13 protein-coding genes are annotated in these 20657 nt (G+C 40.9%); all 13 read right to left on the minus strand.

Annotated features, from left to right (window positions below):
- Positions 1–5455 (minus strand): alpha-L-fucosidase (locus I1J71_RS02275; RefSeq protein ID WP_195183567.1); only part of this gene is annotated, 5455 nt, incomplete at its 3' end.
- 310 nt (positions 5456–5765) lie between these two features.
- Positions 5766–6650: an ROK family protein gene (locus I1J71_RS02280; protein ID WP_195183568.1), complete on the minus strand. Its 885-nt coding sequence runs from the start codon at positions 6648–6650 to the stop codon at positions 5766–5768.
- A 15-nt stretch (positions 6651–6665) separates the two neighbouring features.
- Complete coding sequence (locus I1J71_RS02285) at positions 6666–7583, minus strand: dihydrodipicolinate synthase family protein (RefSeq protein WP_049484689.1); 918 nt, start codon at positions 7581–7583, stop codon at positions 6666–6668.
- A gap of 164 nt (positions 7584–7747) precedes the next feature.
- Positions 7748–8398 carry a YesL family protein gene (locus tag I1J71_RS02290; RefSeq protein WP_195183569.1) on the minus strand — a complete coding sequence of 217 codons (651 nt, stop codon included), beginning with the start codon at positions 8396–8398 and terminating at the stop codon, positions 7748–7750.
- Between the two features lie 19 nt (positions 8399–8417).
- On the minus strand, positions 8418–8870 hold the full coding sequence (locus tag I1J71_RS02295) for a YhcH/YjgK/YiaL family protein (RefSeq protein ID WP_049494261.1): 453 nt from the start codon (positions 8868–8870) through the stop codon (positions 8418–8420).
- Positions 8871–9126: 256 nt separating this feature from the next.
- The gene (locus tag I1J71_RS02300; protein WP_004250812.1) at positions 9127–9966 is read right to left on the minus strand and encodes a carbohydrate ABC transporter permease; all 840 of its coding nucleotides are present in this window, start codon (positions 9964–9966) and stop codon (positions 9127–9129) included.
- A 16-nt stretch (positions 9967–9982) separates the two neighbouring features.
- Positions 9983–10849: a carbohydrate ABC transporter permease gene (locus I1J71_RS02305; RefSeq protein WP_053092415.1), complete on the minus strand. Its 867-nt coding sequence runs from the start codon at positions 10847–10849 to the stop codon at positions 9983–9985.
- A gap of 239 nt (positions 10850–11088) precedes the next feature.
- Entirely contained in the window at positions 11089–12405 is a 1317-nt protein-coding gene (locus I1J71_RS02310) for an ABC transporter substrate-binding protein (protein ID WP_195183570.1), read from the minus strand.
- A 116-nt stretch (positions 12406–12521) separates the two neighbouring features.
- The gene (locus I1J71_RS02315) at positions 12522–13220 is read right to left on the minus strand and encodes an N-acetylmannosamine-6-phosphate 2-epimerase (RefSeq protein WP_195183571.1); all 699 of its coding nucleotides are present in this window, start codon (positions 13218–13220) and stop codon (positions 12522–12524) included.
- Positions 13221–13511: 291 nt separating this feature from the next.
- On the minus strand, positions 13512–17000 hold the full coding sequence (locus tag I1J71_RS02320) for an SIALI-17 repeat-containing surface protein (protein WP_195183572.1): 3489 nt from the start codon (positions 16998–17000) through the stop codon (positions 13512–13514).
- 40 nt (positions 17001–17040) lie between these two features.
- On the minus strand, positions 17041–17166 hold the full coding sequence (locus tag I1J71_RS08675) for a hypothetical protein (RefSeq protein WP_267471783.1): 126 nt from the start codon (positions 17164–17166) through the stop codon (positions 17041–17043).
- A 179-nt stretch (positions 17167–17345) separates the two neighbouring features.
- A complete protein-coding gene (locus I1J71_RS02325) occupies positions 17346–18329 on the minus strand; it encodes an acetylxylan esterase (protein ID WP_195183573.1) in 984 nt (327 codons plus the stop codon).
- Between the two features lie 310 nt (positions 18330–18639).
- Complete coding sequence (recG, locus tag I1J71_RS02330) at positions 18640–20655, minus strand: ATP-dependent DNA helicase RecG (RefSeq protein WP_195183574.1); 2016 nt, start codon at positions 20653–20655, stop codon at positions 18640–18642.
- Between the last annotated feature and the right edge of the window lie 2 nt (positions 20656–20657).

Genomic DNA, 20657 nt, shown 5'->3' on the forward strand with positions numbered 1-20657 from the left:
CAGCTGTTTTACTTTTAATGGCTTCGGACAAGCTTGCCATAGCTTTATCGTAGTCAAGCTTAGGCTCTACTGGTTTGCTTGGCTCCTCTGGTTTTGCTGGTTCTTCTGGCTTGCTTGGTTCCTCTGGTTGTGTTGGTTCTTCTGGAGCTGGATCCTCTTTTGGAGTTGCTTGAAGCTTATTGATGGATACCAACGCATCTTGCAAGGCTTTTTCAACAGCATCTTGAGTCTTAGCTTCTTGGATAGCCACAAGAGCTTGTTCTCCAAGTTCAACTAGTTTTTCCTGAGCAGCTACATCATCGGCAAGTTCTGTTGCTTTTTTCTCGATAGCTTCAGTCAAATCTGCAATCGCCTTATGGTAGTCAACTTTAGACTCTTCTGGTTTTGATGGCTCCTCTGGCTGTGCCGGTTCTTCTGGAGCTGGATCCTCTTTTGGAGTCGCTTGAAGCTGATTGATAGATGCCAAAGCTGCTTGCAAGGCCTTATCTACTGCATCCTGAGTCTTAGCTTCTTGGATGGCTGCCAAGGCTTGCTCTGTTAATGCAACTAGCTTCTTCTTAGCTTCCTTGTCATCACCGAGCTCAGCTGTTTTTCTTTCAATCGCTTCTGTCAGACTTGCCATAGCCTTGTCATAGTTTGGTTCTTCTGGCTGTTCTGGTGTTGGTGTATCATCTGTGCCATAATTTTCTTCCTTATCAAGGATCGTTTGCAAAGCTGCTGCTGTCTTAAGAACTTCTTGTGCATTGGCTTCACTTGCTGAAAGTTGCTCAGATAATTTATCCAAGTTTGACTTGAAGGCTTGACGTGCCTCTGGAGTATTCTTCAAGCTTGTCTGGTCAAACTTAACCAACTCATCCTTCCAGCTCTTCATGGCTTGGATTAACTCTGCTTTGGTATAAAGAGCACTATCTTCACCATGAGTGATGAACTGGTCAACTTGGATACCAATATTTCTCGTAGTATCATTACGTTTTGGATCCAATTGTAAGGTTACAGCATGCCAACCTTCTTCGAGTCCAGTCAAACGAACAAGAGTCTGACCACCTTGACGAGTAGTGGCTGTACCACTGAAGTACTTCTTGCCGTTGTATTCAGACGCATTCCCTAGACCATCTTGATACTCGACTTTTCTACCGTCTAGCGTTACTCTGTAGATACCATGTCCTGGATCCACATATCCTTTGATTTCAAGACCTGTTCCGTAGAAGTAAGCTGTTACGCTGGCATTTTTCTTCTGATCTTCTGTCAAACGGCCAAATGATGCCCAAGACTCAGTGTTTTGGTATTTACCTGATGAATTGGTTTCATGGTGCCAACCTGGGCTATAGTCAAGCTGAGTTGCTTGATCGTCATAGCTTGCCTGGTCTTTTTGGAGTAATTCTGCCTTCATCACTCGAATCGTAGCTTCTGAAGCAAAACCAAGAAGGGCATTGTCAGAAACGCTGGTCATTTTCACTTTGAAGTCAAAGATTGAATCTGCTTGTTCTGTAAAGTCGATAGTTGGAATCGTGATTGTTTTCTCTGTTTCACCATCTTGGAAGGTCAAATCAGCTGTTGTATCCTTGTAAACTTTACCATGAACTCCTGTTCCTGGCTCTGTTACAACATGGACTGTTGCTGCTCCTTTGCTACCACCAACACGTTTAATCGTTACAGTAACCGGTTGACCTTTTTGAACTTCATAGGTTGTTTCTTTCATCTCAAACATACCCTTACCGGCATTGTTGAGCGTGTAGATACCTTCAGTTGCAATAGGCTCACCAGTCTTATCGACCAGTTTGATAGTATGTTCACCAGGAGCTAAGTCATCCGTTTCATAGACCATCTGACTGCGTTTACGGCTTGCATTCTTGGTTTGTACATCTGCAACCTTTTGACCATCCACGTAAATAGACATTTCACCGTGGTTTGGATCGACGGTAGAAACGACATACGCTTTCGTTCCAGTAAAGCGGTAGGTAACGCTAGCATCTTTCTTGTTGGTCCACATAGATGTTCCACGGATACCTTCAGATTCGTCATACCAAGTTGTATTTTCTTTATCGGCTGTTGTGTTTGAATGATAATCTAATCCTAGAGGGTAGCCGTCTGTTTTCTCGATACTGCTTGGTGTCTTATAAACAGAGAAGTTTGTCAAAATTGGAGTCGCTTGTGCACCAGTAATAGTCACACGAATCTTTTGTGCTTCTACTGGTTGACCTTGGATAAGACGACGATAACCAACAGTCGAACCTTCACCATATGGAACCCAACGACCATTGAGCTCAACTTCAACCTTGAATCCAGAGATACGCTGACCTTTAGCGATGTCTTCTTTGAGTTCGACTACGTCAAAGCGTCTCTTTTTACCAAGATCGACTGTAAACTCACCTGTCTTAGCATCATTTGCTAGTGCCCAGCTAGTATCATCCTTACCATCTGTCAAGTGACTTGCTTGATACAAATGATTCTTACGAGTAGAACTTGCAGTTACAGTTGCACCCTTAGCAAAGTCAGTCGCATACATTTGATCCAATGTTGCTCGGAATTCTTTCAAGCGGGCGACATCTGCATCTGCGAATCTACCTTCTTTATTTGGTGGAATATTGAGTAGAAGTGGCGTTCCACGACCAACAGACTTGAAGTAAATATCCATCAAATCTTTGATTGATTTTGGTTGTTGATTATCATGGTAGAACCAACCTGAACGGATAGAAACGTCTGCTTCACCGACTGAGTACATATCTCCTTCTGGATCCCCATGATTGAGATAATCATTCTTCACATCGTCGGTGATTTTAGCTTTCTTGACTTTATGCCAAACTGGATCTCCAGCGATACCACGTTCATTACCGATCCAACGGACGCTTGTCGGTTGAGCTGAGAAGATAGCGATATCTCCTTCAGCTTCCTTGATGTACTTGAACCATTCATCAAAGGTGTAAGTTACTTTTTGAGCTCCGCTACCACGCGCACCGTCCATCCATACTTCGATAAATTTACCTTTGTTTCCGTATTTAGGATTTCCAAGGATTTCCTTGAGTTGGTTGAGATAGTATTCGTTGTACTCTTTTTCAGTTGCAACATGATATTTAGGGTTGTTGGCGTCCCATGGTGATAGGTAAACACCCATATTCATGTCATACTTAGTCGCTGATTTAGAGATTTCTTCGAGAAGGTCCCCCTTACCATCTTTCCATGGACTCGCAGCTACCGTGTGGTCTGTGTATTTAGATGGATAAATAACAAATCCGTCATGGTGTTTCACAACCATAATGGTTCGTTTGAATCCAGCATCCTTCAAAGTCTTAATCCACTGGTCTGTATCAAGGTTCGTCGGGTTAAAGTTTTGAGGATTTTCTCTACCGTTCCCCCACTCAGAGTTAGTATAGGTATTCATACCATAGTGGATGAAGGCAGCTAATTCTTCCTTGTGATAATCCAATTGAGCCTTGCTAGGCAGTGGACCGTAAGCAGCAATTTCTGTTTCTTCATCTTTTGGATCAGCTACTGGAGTTACAGGAGTCGCTGGTTTTGGATCTTCAATCTTTTCATATTCAAAAATAACTTCATTCACCCCTTTATGCTTGATAGTCGCTTCTTGGCTCGCATTTACTGGACGATAGCCTGCAATTTCTTTGGCTTGGAATCTATGAACAAAGGAAACATCGTATTCCTTACCTTCGTTATTGTCCACATCAGCTGTTGCCAACTCTTTATCAGAGTCTTTCAAGCGATAGTGAACTTCAAAAGAACCTTTATTCACTTTATAAACTACCTTGATGACGCGTGTTCCTGCAGGAGCCTTGCTTACCACACTATGATCTTCATCCCAAGCGTCTTTCAATTGTTTATTGACTGGAGAATCTCCAATTGAAACGATCTCATATTTTTCTTTATTCTTCTTGTAGAAATCTGTTTTTTCGATTTCCGATTTGTAGTTATAGTTGAATTGAGCACCCACTTCTGCCTTATCTACAAACGTATCGTTTTCTTTGACTGGGTTATCATTTTGGTCCACATGTTCGATAACTACTCGGCTATAATCAACGCCTTCAACTAATGTTGCTAGACCACTGTTGTCAAAGGCATACTTGTTTCCGCCAATGACAGCTGTTGTATTTCTGAGCAATTGTCCCTTCGAATCAAAGTAATAGCGATTATCGTTATCACCTTGGTACCAGCCTTCTTTGACACCGTACTTGTCAATGATTTCTTTGACCCATGCTAGTTGTTCTGGAGACAAGACAAGGCCTCCACCGAAGCGGTCTTTTTCAGCAATGTTCATATTGTCAACAGTCCCACGTTGGTGAATACCGATAACTTTACCATCACCGTTGATGATACCGCCACCAGAAAGACCTGATACAGAAGTCAAACGATAAGTGACACCAACAGTTCCCTTATCATCATATTTTTCAGTACCTTTAACGACACCGTCAGCCTTATACAATTGACCAGGCACAATTGGTTCCTTCAATTCTGGTGAACTTGAGTCTGTAGGATAACCAATCGTACTAACAGGTTCTCCCGCTTTATACTCTCGATACTCTGCTAAAGGAGTAAAGGTTGCAGCCTTATTTGGGCTTGCAATCTGAAGTGGAATAGGGGCTACAACCAAGGCTAGGTCATTCTTGTAACCTTCACCAAACTTTTCTTTATTCCAAAAATGAATATCTTTTTCCTTAAACAAAATATCCTTTCCTGAAGTTGGTAAAGATCTTTCTTTTGGAGTATTAGAGCCGACATTGTAGTAGAACTTAGCGGTATCACCACCTAAGATATGACCAGCATTGGTTTCGGCATCCTTCTTCAAGAAATTATGAGCCACTGTCAACATGATATTTGGAGCTACAAAGATACCAGAACCTGAATTGAGGTAACGCTGAGTTCCACCGTCTGCTAGAGGTGATCTGAAAATTGTGTAAATCATGGTAGCTGATGTAGCAGGTTGACCCTCATAATTGATATGCTTAAGGTCTTGACCACCATTGATAATAGCTCTATTATCTTTCTCAACTTCAGTTGCATTTGATTCTTCAGCTTTTAAAATACTCTTCGTTTCTACTTTGGGGCTATCCTTTTCTGATACAATAGCTGAAGTATCCAATTTTTTCACTGGTGTATCAGGATAAGCACGGTCAGGAATCTCTGCCGGAAGTAAATCGCCAGCTTCTTCAGTAGTTTTAGTTTCTTCTATTACTTTTTCTGTAGCAGGAGCTACTTGTTCAGCTACATCTTCTTTAACAGGAGTCGCTACTTCTTTAGTTTCCTTAACTGTCTCTACTTTTTCTTTATCAACATCGATTACTTCTTTTGCTTGACCTTCCACTTCTAGTTTTGGCTCTGTCACAACTTCGTTAGCAGCAACATTTCCAGATGCAAAAAAAGCTAGTCCAACTGCCACAGAGGCTACACCAACCGTTAGTTTCCGAATACTGAATATTCGACTTCTTTCAAAAAAATACCGTTTCATCAAATTCTCCTAATGAACAAAAGCAGTCAGCTACTGCAAGAGCCCAGTTTCTCTGGTGACAATTTTATTTCTCAGTACCTACTTTAAAACTCTTCTTCCTCCCACTCTTATCTTCTGTTTAAATTCATTTAGAAATCGCTTACATTTTTTCTGAATAAAAAAATGACTTGATTTTACAAACGCTTTTTCGAGATTTCTCAGTATAATAAATATACTATATTATCTCAAGAAATGCAAGGGCTTTCAAAGTTTTATTAAAGTTTTACCTAACTTTTTCCCTGTCAAAAAACCCTAAATTGGCAAAGCCAATTTAGGACTGTTTGGTTCTAAAATGATAATATGCGCCGAGCATGCCAGCAGTATTCTGATGGTGGGCAAATTCAAGACGAGTCTTGTCTGCCAAACTTGGAACAAGTGCATCTTTCAAAGCCTTACGAATTTTAGGTTTCAGAATAGCTTCCTGCCCCATAATGCCACCACCTAGGATGACAACTTCTGGATTGGCTACATAACAAATATTGGCGAGCCCCTTTCCAAGGTAATCTACCATGCGGTCAATCCCCTTCATACAGAGTTTGTTGCCCTCGGTTGCTTCCTTGAAAATCCGGCGGCCATTCCACTGTTCTACCTGATCACCATGTGCATCAGCCACATACTTAACAAGTGCTGTTGTAGAGGCTAAATCTTGGAAGTCTCCATCTTGCATATGCAGGTAACCAACTTCACAGGCAGAATTACTAAAGCCATGGAAAACTTGCCCATCAATGATTAAGCAACCACCGATACCAGTTCCGATGGTCAAACATAGCGTTATTCCTGCACCTTTTCCGGAACCAGAAACAGCTTCTGCTAACCCCGCACAGTTAACATCATTCTCAATCTCACACGGAATTCCAAAACTTCCTTCAATTTCTTTTTTAAATTGAGTTCCAGCATAATTTGGAATCTGTGGACCAGCATAGAAAATCTCACCCTTATCAGGGTCAACCATTCCTGCAGAAGAAATGGCGACGCCCGACACTGGACCTTTTTCTAGATAGCCAGCTACGATATCTTTTGTTTTCTGTAAGATGTGTGGACCGCCCTTATGAGCCTCAGTCGCAACTTCGTGAGACTCTACCAGTTGTCCATCTTGGTCAATCAAACCGTATTTGATATTAGTGCCACCAATATCAATTGCAACGTAATTAGTCATAAAGCCTCCTATTGATTAGAGGAAACGCTCCTTAGTTTCACGAATCAATGCCGCAGCTGCTTCAACAACTGGACGATCTTCTTCGGTCACTGGTGTAAGTGGAGAACGAACTGATCCGATGTTAAGTCCTTCATTGATTTTCAAGACTTCTTTGATCACACAGTACATATTCCCGTGAGCTGCAGTCAATTTACCGATGATAGCGTTGATAGCATATTGCAATTCACGCGCTGTTTCTAGGTCTTTATCCGCAATCAATTGGTTCAGTTTCAAGAAGAGTTCTGGCATAGCACCATAGGTACCACCGATACCAGCTTTTGCTCCCATGAGACGTCCGCCTAGGAATTGTTCGTCTGGACCATTAAAGACAATATGATCTTCACCACCAAGGCTGACAAAAGTTTGGATATCTTGTACTGGCATTGAAGAGTTTTTAACACCGATAACACGTGGATTTTTCAACATTTCTGTGTAAAGACTTGGAGTCAAAGCAACACCTGCCAACTGAGGAATGTTGTAGATAACATAGTCTGTATTTGGTGCTGCAGCACTGATGTCGTTCCAGTATTTAGCAACTGAGTACTCAGGCAAACGGAAGTAAATTGGTGGGATTGTTGCGATAGCATCTACTCCCAAACTTTCTGCATGACGAGCCAGTTCAATACTATCTTTGGTATTATTACAAGCTACGTGAGCAATGATCGTTAATTTACCTTTGGCAACTGCCATAACTTCTTCTAAGATCAATTTACGGTCTTCTACACTTTGGTAGATACACTCACCTGAAGAACCATTAACGTAAAGTCCTTGAACACCTTTATCAATAAAGTATTGAACTAAAGCACGAGTACGTTCTGGGCTTACTTCACCCGCATCATCATAACATGCGTAGAAGGCAGGAATGACACCTTCATATTTTTTTAAATCTGACATAGATTTCTCCTAAAATTTCTTATTTTCTGCACCGGGCAGATGATTATTTACTATTTTAGTATACACCTTGTAAAAAGCGCTTTCAATACATCCAAGCCACTTAGATTTTAATTTCTATACATCTCCCGAAGCTTTTCTTGTTTGAAAGTAGTTTCATATTGTTTTCAATTCTCTTGATATTTAGCAAACAATTTTTCCATTAATCCTGCTTGGCAAAAGGCAAGAAGACCAAAGCCAAAAAGTAGAAATGCTGAACCACCAAGCACTAGAGTGAAGCCTGATAGATAAAGAAGCATAATGATTAACAAAATAATCGCAAGCATCAAGAAGAACCACACGAAGTTAAAGCTGACCAACAGCAATCCCTTTTGAAGAACTTCTTTCCAAGTCAAGTCATAGCGTGCAGCAATTGGATAGCTAGCCAACATAACTAGGGTTAAAAATATCAGAATTCCCAAACAGATAGCTTTAATAAGCTGAAAGGCAACACCAGTTTGACTCCAAAATAGTGATAAATCAACCACACTGATTAAAAAGATTCCTAATTCCAGCAAACCTAACTGAAAACCTAATTTCAAATTTTGCTTAAAGGCTCTAATATAGATTTTGAAAACAGGAATACGACGGCTACGCTTCACTTCAAAGATTGTCTGATAGAGACTGATTTTAGCTACTCCAATGGTCACAATAGGCAAACAAGACACAACAAAGAGTAGGTTAACCGTCACGATATCTAAAACCTTCTCGCAAAAACGCATCAGAAAGTTATCCGTATCGAATGCCGCTTTTATCAATCCAGATCCTTTATGTGCCATTGTTTCTCCTCCTAACTGACTAATCGATTAAAATTTTAAATAAATATTTGCGAACTTTATCTTCCATACCTGCATAACCGTTAGGCTGATGAGGTTCTCCTGGAAAGAAAACTGCGAAATTGTGATATCCCAACAAGAGTGGGTATTGTTCGTGACAATGAACAAAGCCAATATCACTAGCTTCATCAAATGCTACTGCCTCGTCCTTAACACGAGAACCGTAACTTGAATATTCATGTCCTTCAACTAACAAATGTAAGTCTGCATAGTTTTTATGATGCTCAAAGCGATCATTTTCTTCTTTGTTGAGAACATTTTCCTGTACAACTAAGAAGACCTTATCTCCATCAATGTCGTATTTACCCAATTCAAAAGTATCTTTACGATGCTCATAGAGATAATCAATAGCCTTGTCCAGATTTGGGTGAATTCCCTTGTAAAAGCTAATATTTTTTAAATCATCAAAAATCATAGTAATTTCCTTTACCTGATTGTTATCTTCAGACACAAAATGTCTAGCCAGTAAGTTTATAAGTGTCTAACAAAACTTCATGAAGTAACCAACTCCTTTCCATTTTGTAGACACTTATAATACTATATCGTTTTCAATAAATAGATTTTCCTATTCTCAATTAAAATTGAAGAGCAAACTAGGAAGCAATCCGCAGGCTGTACTTGAGTACAGCAAGGAGTCGCTGACGTGGTTTGAATTCAATTTTCGCAGAGTATTAACCTTTAACGGCTCCCATAGTAATACCTTGAGTGAAGGATTTTTGGAAGACAAGGAAGACTGTTACGATTGGCACAGCTGCAAGAGCAGCCCCTGCCATAATTAAACCATAGTTGGTTGCCATCTCAGCCTGCATAGTCGCAACCCCAAGTGAGATGGTCAAGTTGTTACGAGATGTCAACATAACCAACTGCATAAAGTAGTCATTCCATGTATTGATGAAGGTAAAGATTGCAAGAGCTGCAAATCCTGGTTTCACAATAGGGAAGGCTACGCTCCAGAAAGTACGAATCTCACCACATCCATCGATTTTAGCAGATTCGAGCAATTCTGTTGGAATGTTTTCACTGAACTGTTTCATGAGGAAGACCCCAAATGGCCATCCGATCAAAGGCAAGATAACCGCCCAAAGAGTGTCATGGATTCCCATGAAGTTGACGATACGTACCAATGGCACAAGGACAACTTGTTTTGGAAGAGCCATGGCAGCGATGAAGATTGCAAAGAGAATGCGTTGACCGTAGAAACGTTTCTTAGCCAATACATAACCTGCTAGGGATGAAGTTGCACAAACCAAGAACATAGTTACCAATGAAATGAAGACTGAGTTCCACATCCATTGCAAGGCTGGGTTTTGCACCATCAATTGTTGGAAGTTCTCCATTGTTGGAGCTTTAGGGAACCATTGTGGTGGAATCATAATGGTATCCGGTTGTGATTTGAATGCACCTGTCAAAATCCAGTAGAATGGAAAGATAAAGAGTACAGTCAATAAAAGCAAGAAGATGGTTGAAATAACAGTGAAGGCTGTTAAAGGTTTCTTTTGTGTAGATTGCATAGCTGTCTCCTTTCTATTAATATTCTACGTCGTTTCCAAGTACTTTAAATTGAACAAAGCTGACAATTGCGATCATAACTGCCAAGAATACACCAATAGTATTGGCATAGCCATACTCAGTCAATTGGAAGGCTTTCTCGTATAGGTAGTACATGAGAGTACTTGTTGAGTAGTTTGGACCACCTGAAGTCAAAAGCTGAATCAAAGCGAAACACTGGAATGAGTTGATTGTTGTAATGATTGCGATATAAAGAGTTGTTGGAAGGAGGCTTGGCCATTTAATCTTCCAGAAAACTTGTAACTCAGTTGCTCCGTCGACACGCGCCGCTTCAACAAGAGAGTTATCAATATTACCCATTGCAGCGATGTAAAGGATGATTGGCTGACCAACTGATGTTGTCAAAAGAATAATCATAATCGCCATCAAAGCCCAGTTTTTATCACCCAACCAAGAAATGTTTTGGCTAATGATATGGCTTGACTTAAGCACGAAATTCAAAATACCTGATAGAGGATCATAAATCCATTTCCATACAACCGTTACGGCAACACTACCTGTTACAACAGGAAGGAAGAATACGAAACGATAGAAGGATCTAGCAACTGCATTTTGTTGGTAAGTTTGTGATGCCACAAATAGTGAGAAGAGTACAACGACTGGTACAGATCCGATAACTAAGATTACGGTATTAATCAAAGATTTTGTAAAGACAGGGTCTTTAAACATGCGGATGTAGTTGTCCAATCCTACAAACTCAAAGCTAGTCATCGAGTAGTTAAAGAAACTAGTGATGAATCCCATGATCATTGGAGCTAGGACAAAGACGGTAAAGAAGATTAATACTGGTGCTAAGAAAGCATAAGAAACAATTGTTTCTCTCATGCGAATTTTATTGACTTTCACAGTCGGCACCTCACTTTCAAATAGTTTTTGTTTTTTTTGATTGTTGTCTGACATTGATGTAAAATCAAAATGAAATTTTTTCCAAGAAAAGCCTATGTAAGAACTTCATTTTAATTTTGACCTGTCAGTTCCTTACATTTTTTAAACAAAACTCCCCCTTTTCGTACACAGATGTGCACAGGGAAAAGGGGGTGATTTTACTTTTTATTTAGGGCTTATTATTTAGCTGCTTTTTTGATTGTTTCATTCGCTTTTTCAGTGAATGTCTTCAAAGCTGCAGCAGGTTGTTCGTCACCGTTAGACACTGATTGCAACATTGGGAACCATAGAGTTCTCATTTCAGCAAATCCGTCGATTGTGTTGTAGTATGGAGAGTAGTATTGAGTCCAACCACTGATTGTTTCCATACGTTTGTCGTCGTAAAGTTTTCCAAATGAAGTACGAACTGGGAAGGCACCTGTACGAACTACGTCTTTAGGACCCCACTCTTTATCATCTGCGATGAATTGGATGAATTTCTTAGCAGCAGCAACTTTCTTTTCATCCTTGTTGTTAAATACTGCAAATCCGTTTACAAGGTACTCAAGAGCTGGTTTGCCTGAATCAGATGGGAATGGTACTTCTACCACTTCAACTTTACTTGCTTCCAAGAGTTTAGCTTGGATACCGTTTTGAGCTGGTGCCCAAAGGATTGTGTATGATGTTTGACCGTTTGCAAAGTTTTGGATGTCTGCTCCACCGTCAAATTGTGAACCGTTGTTCAACAAACCATCTTTAATCCAGCTAGTTGCTTTTTCAAGACCTTTGACGAACTTAGGATCGTCAGTTGTGTATTTAGTAACTTCTTTGTCTGTTACAGAACCGCCGTATAGGTTAGCGATGAAGGCACGTGTTCCTTGGTCTCCCCCTTGACCAGAACTGAACAATGAACCTGGAGTGTATCCTTTGTCTTTAAGTGCTTTCAAGACTTTTTCAAAATCATCTGTTGTCCAACCTTCTTTAACAAGGTTAGCTACACCAGCATCTTCCAACATTTTCTTGTTCATAGCCATGTAGAATGGTGCAGAACTGATTGGATACATGTATGCTTTATCACCAGCTTTACTTGCTTGAATGATGTTTTCATTGTTAACATCTTTAACAAATTCATCTGTAAAGAGGTCATTCAACTCAGCTAATTTACCATTTTTACCGTAATTAATGATACGACCTGGTGCATCGAAAAGTACATCTGGAGCAGTTCCAGCTTCAATAGCTGTCGTGATTTTTTCTGGACCAGATTTGAAGTCGATTGTTTCTAGTTTAACTTTGATATCTGGGTTTGCTTTTTCGAAAGCTTCGATGATAGATTTTTCATAAGTTCCTACACCGTCACCAGATTTTTCTTGAGTGAAGACTGGGAAAGCCCACCAAGTGATTTCAGTTTGTCCTGCATCACTTGCAGCGTCTTTTTTAGCGTCTGATTTGCCACAAGCAGCAAGAGATAGGACAGCAGCACCCGCAAGTACTGTACAAGCTAGTTTTCTAAATTTCATTAGTATTCTCCTAAATGATGATAAGCGTATCCGAAACGGATAATGAGCATTGACAACTTTGTATACGTTTACATTTTGTTTTACTAATCAACCACTCTCCTCGTGTTTTAATTGTCTTATTTGAGACCCGCAACAAATCGTTCCGTGATCTCTTTTGGTCTAGTAATAGCGCCACCAACTACAATGCCTCGCACTCCGTAACCTAGGATTTGCTTAGCCTGTTCTGGTGTGTGAATCTTACCTTCTGCGATGACGTCTACTCCTGCATCACAAAGTTTCTTAATCAATTCAAAGTCTGGACCATCCACTTTCGGGCTGTAAGATGTGTAGCCTGACAAGGTTGTTCCAACAAAGTCAATTCCTGCTTCAACTGCTGTAAGCCCTTCTTCAAAGGTACTTGTGTCAGCCATCAAGAGTTGATTTGGGTATTTTTCTTTGATTTGACGGATGAATTCTTGAATTTCCAAGTCATCATGGCGTTCTCTCTTGGTACAATCAAGAGCAATCACCTCAATATCTAGAGCCGCTAGTTCATCAACTTCTTTCATAGTAGCAGTGATGAATGGTTCCTGTGGTGGATAATCACGTTTGATAATTCCGATAATCGGAAGATTTGTGACCTCTTTGATTTCCTTAATATCCCGAACACTATTTGCTCGGATACCGACTGCTCCACCCTGCTCAGCCGCTTTGACTAGCAAGGGCATTACACCTCCCGCTTCTGTATAAAGCGGTTCATGAGGAAGTGCCTGACAAGAAACGATGATTCCATCTTTAATCTGCTCAATCAAAGCTTCTTTACTGATCTGTGGCATCTACTTTCCTCCTTTTCTTTTTTCTTATGAGCCTATTATATATCATTTTTAAAGCGCTTTCAAGAACTTGTACTAGAATAGATTGAAGTTTCAAAACAATTTTATGAAACAGAATCTCCTGAAAGTAGTTTCAGGGAGAAATTCCCGCCTTTGAATCGCCTTCCATCCGCTTATTTTCACTAGAATCTTCGCTTTCTGCAAATAAAGAGCCTGTAACGAATGAACGTTACAGACCCTTCTAATATAAGTCTAAACCTTTTTTATAGAGACTTTTTAGATTCAATGTTGCCATTAATCTTCTTTTTTCTTAGCCATTCCAAACAAGCCGAGAAGCATTCCAACCATTCCTACAGATACTAGAGGAGTAGAAACCTCACTTCCTGTTGCAGGGAGGGTTGGTTGTTGTGGTTGAGCTGCTGGAGCTTGATATGTCTTGTCTTGCTGTGCTACTAAAGTGACAAGCGGTTTTTCTTCAACCTTATATTCCGGAAGTTCGTTTTTGGCTGCTTCGACTGCATTTACTCCGCCTGTGAATTCTGGAAGTTCATGCTTAAGGGCTTGAACTGCATTTGCTCCACCTGCAAATTCTGGAAGCTCATTTTTGAGCGCTTCAACTGCGTTTACTCCGCCTGTGAATTCTGGAAGCTCATGAACTGCAACTTCGACTGCATTAACACCACCTTCGAATTCTGGGATTTCCACCGTTGGCGCTGCTTCGTCACCGACTGTTGCACTAGGTTCAGTGTACTCAGGGAGCTCTGTTACAACCGCTTCGTCGTCATTGACACCACCTTCGAATTCTGGGACTTCTACTGTTGGTGCTGCTTCATCACCGACTGTTGCACTAGGTTCAGTATACTCAGGGAGCTCAGCCACAGCTGCTTCGTCGCCATTGACACCTCCTTCGAATTCTGGGATTTCTACTGTTGGTGCCGCTTCATCACCTGCAGTTCCAATAGCTTCAGTGTACTCAGGAAGTTCTGTTACAGCTGCTTCGTCGCCATTGACACCACCTGTAAATTCTGGGACTTCATGGATTGCCGGTTCGTCGCCATTAAAACCATTCGTAAGTTTAGTACCTACCACAGATACTGGCAAGTTATGCATACTTTCAATTGCACCCTCTTCAATAGCTGTAACTTTTTGACCAATATCTTCAGGAGCTATTGTAAATAGGAGAGTCTTCGTATCATACTGAGTCATGAAGGTTGCAGTCTTACCATTAGCTAATTTGAGAGTTGGAGCTTGATTTACCAAGACTTCTGAATCAAATTCCATAGCAATAATGCCTGGCCATTTTTCCATAGCCGTTGTAACTTTCACTTCTTTAGAAGCAAGTCTCTCTTTAGTTAGATAATCCCAGTTGAATTTCTTGAAGGATAGAGTATAAGGATTGCCACCCGCTTCATGATGTTCATACAAGAGACCAAATTCTTTTGGTCCAATTTGTTGAAGTGAGTTATAAGCATACTCACCTTCTTGAATCAGATGATGATGCAACCAAGTCAACTCGCCATCTTCTTCTACGCGAGCCACTCGAATGTAGCCATTCTTACGACCTGGTCCATTAGCATTGGCTAGAAGGATATACTCTTTACCATCTTGAACTGTGTGAGTTGCCGCCATTTGAACATAAACATCTGTGACATCTGAATAGCGTTTCACATCTTTTTCCCAAGTTGCTCCACCATCTTTACTTGTTGCGACCTGCAAATCTCCTGTCAATCCACGCATAAAGAGTTTCAATTGACCATTGTTCAACTGAACAACAGAAGCTTCTGTATTTTGAGCGTAGTAATTCTTCATGTTGCTTGAATCAACTACTGTGCCATCATGAAGTGTACGGTTGTCATTGACACCGCCACCCATATGCCAAGTCTTACCATGGTCATCTGAATAGATAATGCGAGATGATTGAGAACCGTCGAGGTGGTGGGTTCTGTTTGTCGTATAGACAGGGACAACAATCCGACCTTTATGAGGTCCATTCTGGAGGGTAATTCCCACTCCAGGTCCCACACCTAAGAATTTCATCCAATCAGCTTTGACCATTGGAGTAATATCTTGTGGTGCAGACCAAGTCTTCCCATCATCATCACTATAAGACATCCATAGGTAGCTGTCTTTAGCAATTCTAAATGGAGAAGTTTTATTGCTTGTAAAGTAGATATTTCCTAGTAACTGCTCACCTTGATAAAGGTCACCTTTATCGCTATATCCAGGCTTAACAGGATTTACAACAACTCGGTAATCCGTTGCCTGACCATCTGGTGTGTAGACAAGCCCATTTTCACGAATTGTATAGGCTCCATTTTCTCCTTCACGATATAGAATTTGATAAGTTTTTCCATCAATTTCCTTATAGGCAACTTCTCTTTCAGAAGACATTCCAAAGATTCCTTTACCTTCTGGGAACATATCGTAGACTGAGAAGATTCGTTTGGTTTCCGTATCTTGAACCAAGACCATGTCGATGTTTACTGGCGAACCGATGTTTGGATCCTTGGCTTTTGGATTGTCACGTAGATTTGTAAGAGTGATGCGATCGCTCCATGTTTGACCCTTATCTTCACTTCGTTTAACGACCATACCGATATCACCCCAGTCATAGTGGTGTAAGCGGCGTTCGTCAGATCCAGCAATCAAAGTTCCCTTATCAGTCTTGAGGAGGGCTGGAATACGATAGCTGTTGATACCATCTTGATTTGGCTGCCCATTTTTACCTGCCGTAAAGACATCTGTTTTTTTAGAAATTTCAGCCCCTTCTGGAAGTTCTTGCCCCAAGTCTCCTCTTTCAAATAATTGACTTCGTGTTCGAACTTCATCTTGTGTTAAGGCGCGGTCATAGACTGTTAAATTACGAACTTGTAGATTTGAGCCCCAAACTGTCTTGCTTCCTCGTTTGGTCGCTCCGATTTGAACGTGGTTCACATCTGGCATATCTTTGATGAATTTCCCAGATTTTAGACTTGTTCTGGATAAGACACCATTTACATATAGACGAACTCTTCCGGCAGGAACTTCAGTTGTTGGTTTTTCCACAGTAAAGGTAACTGAATTCCACTGACCAGGGCGAACCTTTAATGGCGCATCAGTGTATTTATCATAGAATTGTGTACCATTTGCATCACGTCCTTCGATAAGGGCTGTGTTATCAAAGACTGACATGGTAAAGTACTCATTTTCCTTGGTATCACTTGATACAGAGAAAAGATTGTAGAAACGTGGTGCCGATGCATCTGGTTTGAACTCCATATGCACTGTTGCATCTTGAAGTTTCTTGAGTTTCTCTAAATCACTTGTAAGATCATCTCGCTGATTATTTTCTGAGTTAATAGTAACATCATTTTTTTCTACGACAGTGTTAACATTTTCTAATTCTCTTGAGTAATAATCCCTAGCAATTGCTCCTTGGTTCTCAGTTTCTTCTGCATTTCCAGTTTCTGCAGCTGGAGTCTCTGCTGGAGTTTCAGTTTCTGTTGGTTTTTCAGAGCCCGGATTTGCTTGCAACTCCTCACGGTTAACTTCTGTTCCTTTATCTGTCGCTGTTGCCAACTTATCAGCAAGCTCCTTATCTAAGTTAGCTAGATTTCCTGTTTCTACTTCTTTTGGCAATTCTGGCAAAGCTTGTCCAGCTGTTTCACCACTAGTTGCTGGAGCTTCTTGAGCTAAAACTGGTGAAGCACCAAAAACAACTGCTCCAATGACTACTGATGCAGCTCCTACTGTAAACTTTCTAATTCCAAATCGTTGTTTCCGTTCAAAATCTCTCTGTGTCATAATTTTCCTTTCTTTTTTCAAAAATAAAGCGCTTTCTTTTTTAATTAAAATTTTTAGCCTCTAGGGCATCAATCATATAAAGAAACTGTATTATTGATGGGTTTCCCCATTCTTTTTCATCTGAAATGTGGTTGCCCTTATTTACTTCCTTCCAGTAAGCAACCATTCAACTCCTTTCGACTTGATGTTACACTTATTATATAATAAATCTTCCAAATTTTAGCCTTAGTAATCTATAATAGAATTTACTTTCAGATATATTTCTATGTTTCAAACTTTTTGAAACTACTTTCTGTACTCCTCAACAAATAAAGCCCTGTTTTAGCAAGGCTCTTTTTCATTTTTTTAATGACCTACATAGGTAAAGGGAATCTCACTACCACACAACCAGTTGTAAACCTGGTCATTGACATGGACATTCATAGCCTCATGTGCATATTCAGGCATGAAGCGATAACTCTTCTCACAAGTCAAACGATTATAGATGGCAAATTGAGTAATCGGATAGCAGACATCGTCATCAAGACCTGTAATCATTCTCACCTCACCTTTTATTCGATGGGCAAGGTTTTTCACATCGATATAACCAAGCGTCTCCATGATCTGTTCTTCTGTCTCATGGAAAGGATCATGAAACTTAAAGTAACGAAAAAGCTCGTCATAAGCTTCGCTGGTATTCCCAATTTCTAGCACTCGTCTAAAGTCTGACAAGAATGGATAGATTGCAACTGTTCGCTTGATACGTGGATTGAGACCAGCAGCCACTAAAGCCAAGGCTCCTCCTTGCGAAGCTCCATAACTAGCCAATTGCCCCTCATCTACTTGAGGGAGACTAGCTACAATCTCAATCAATTGATAAATATCTAGATAGACATCTTTATAGAAGAGTTGCTCTTTTCCTTCTACTGCGCCACGAATGATTTGACCCTTAACTGTATTTCCGAGAGGCGAACGCAAGCCGTCTTGAGAGTAACCAGATTGCCCACGGACATCCATCGATACAACCCCATAACCAGCGACCGTAAAGGCTAACATATCTGTCCAATCCCAGCAACGTCCCATATAACCATGGAAGTGGAAAATAACCGGTACTTTCTTATCTAATTTTGGTAAGACTACACGCGCATAGACAAGGCCATCACGTGTACCTTTAAAAGTAAGTTCATAGCATTTCACATTTGGAATATGAAAGTCATGTTCCTCTAGTTGGTAGTCTTGCAAGACCGAAACCTTGTCAATCTCACCATCCCAAAAAACATCAAAATCCTGTGGAACTTCATCTCTTCCTTTATATGTTTTCATTTCTTCTACTAATGCTGGATTTCTCATAGAATTCTCCTTTATTTTGTAACCGTTATCATAACTGTAGCACATATGGGGAAGCAATGCAAGAAAGAAAGGGAAACGGAAAGTGGATTTAATGTCCGATCCCAGCAAGAATCCCTCTGAAAGTAGTTTTAAAAAAATAAAAAAGAGCGATTTCGCTCTTTTCTTAGTATTTAGGAGAAGGTTGAGTTTCCTTTTGAAATGTCTTTTGGTAATTTACTTTAATAGTCATGAGAGAGTCCTCGTTTCTTTTGGATGACTCTAGTATAGATACTCACCCTAAAAGCAAACTTAACATTATCTTAGAAAAAGCTTAATCCAGATATTCTTTCTTCTCGAGATGTAAGGCAATCATGTGCCACTCTGGGTCCTCTCTCCAATTTGGGAGGGAGCTGATATAGCTAGCTACCTTTCTAGCTTCCTCAAGGATTGGGAAGTCTTCGATGATATCAGCTACATGGAACTCTGGTAGACCCGACTGTTTAGTTCCAAAAATTTCACCAGAACCCCGCATTTTCAAATCTTCTTCTGCAAGGACAAAACCATTGGTCGTTTCCGTCATGATACGCATGCGGTCTTTCCCAGAGTCAGTTTTTGGATTGGCCACTAGAACCGCATAGGACTGCTTGTCTCCACGACCGACACGACCTCTGAGCTGATGGAGCTGACTAAGTCCGAAACGGTCAGCGTCCATGATAATCATGACTGTCGCATTTGGCACATTGACCCCGACCTCGATAACCGTTGTAGAGACCAGGATATCTGTCTTTCTCTCTTTGAAATCCTGCATAATCTTGTCTTTTTCATCACTCTTCATTTTCCCATGTAAGAGAGCAACTTTTGCTTTTCCTTCAAAATGAGCCGTTAACTCTTCTGACAGAGCAATGGCATTTTTAAGATCCAAAGCTTCAGATTCTTCAATCAAAGGAGAGATAACATAGACTTGGGAGCCTTTCTGAATCTCACCCTCCAACCAAGTCAAGACCTGGAGCAACTGTTCATGTTTGATCCAGCGCGTTACGATGGGCTTACGCCCTGCTGGCATCTGGTCAATAATAGAAACATCCATATCCCCAAAGGCAGTGATGGCTAAGGTCCGTGGTATGGGAGTTGCCGTCATCATGAGGACATCTGGATTTTCACCTTTTTCCCGTAAAATACGCCTTTGCCCTACACCAAAGCGGTGTTGCTCATCGATGATGATCAAGCCGAGTCGGGCATAGTCCACGCCGTCTTGTATAAGAGCATGGGTTCCGATGATCACATCGGCTTCCCCCTTAGCAATGGTTTCCAAGACCTTGCGTTTTTCTGCAGCTTTCAATGACCCTGTTAGGAGAGCTAATTTCAAATCCGGAAAGAGACTCTCTAGGCTTTCAAAATGCTGCTCTGCAAGAATTTCTGTTGGAACCATGAGGGCAGCCTGATATCCTGCCGTTACAGCTGCATACATAGCAAGACCTGCAACCACTGTCTTCCCGCTACCGACATCCCCTTGTAAGAGCCGATTCATGTGATGGTCCGACTTCATATCTGTTAGAATTTCTTGCAGGCTTTTTTCTTGGGCTTGGGTCAAGGCAAAAGGCAATTTCTCTTTCACTGCAGTTAATGTTTTCTGAGACCAGTTCAAGACCAGACCACTTCCATGAACCTTATTTTCAGACTTGAGGGTCTGTAATTGCATTTGGAAATAAAAGAGTTCCTCAAATTTGATTCGACGGAGAGCCTGTTTGTATTCTGCCAAATCCTTGGGAAAATGCATGGCACGAACAGCCTGACTACGGGGCATTAGTTTGTATTTATCGAGCAGGGACTGGGGGATGTTTTCTTCTATCAAGAGGTCCAGTCCTTGATCAAAGGCTGTCTTGATGACTTTAACAAGTCCTGCTTGACTGACACCTTGTGCTAGACGATAGACCGGTTGGAGGTCATCCTCCACTTGGGCTAAAACCTTCATTCCTGTGAGGCTTGCCTTGGCACGGTCCCACTTGCCAAAGACAGCCAAGGTTGCTCCTAGTTCAATCTTGTCAGCTAGGTAGGGTTGGTTGAAGAAATTAACTGCAAAAACAACCTCTCCCTGTTTAAGGCTAAAGCGTAGGCGATTGCGCTTAAAACCATAATACTGAGCACTGGCTGGTGTCACTACCTGACCAGACAAAACAGCCTTTTCACCGTCTTCTAGCTCTAGCACCTGCTTAGTCTTAAAATCTTCATAACGGAAAGGGAAGTAGAGCAAGAGATCTTGCAAGTTTTCAATTCCTAGTTTGGCATATTTCTCTGCTGATTTAGGTCCCACTCCTGGTAAGACATGCAAGGGTTGATGTAAATTCATGC

Origin of the sequence: Streptococcus infantis (genome assembly GCF_015546995.1) — a bacterium.
Classification (GTDB): domain Bacteria; phylum Bacillota; class Bacilli; order Lactobacillales; family Streptococcaceae; genus Streptococcus; species Streptococcus infantis_J.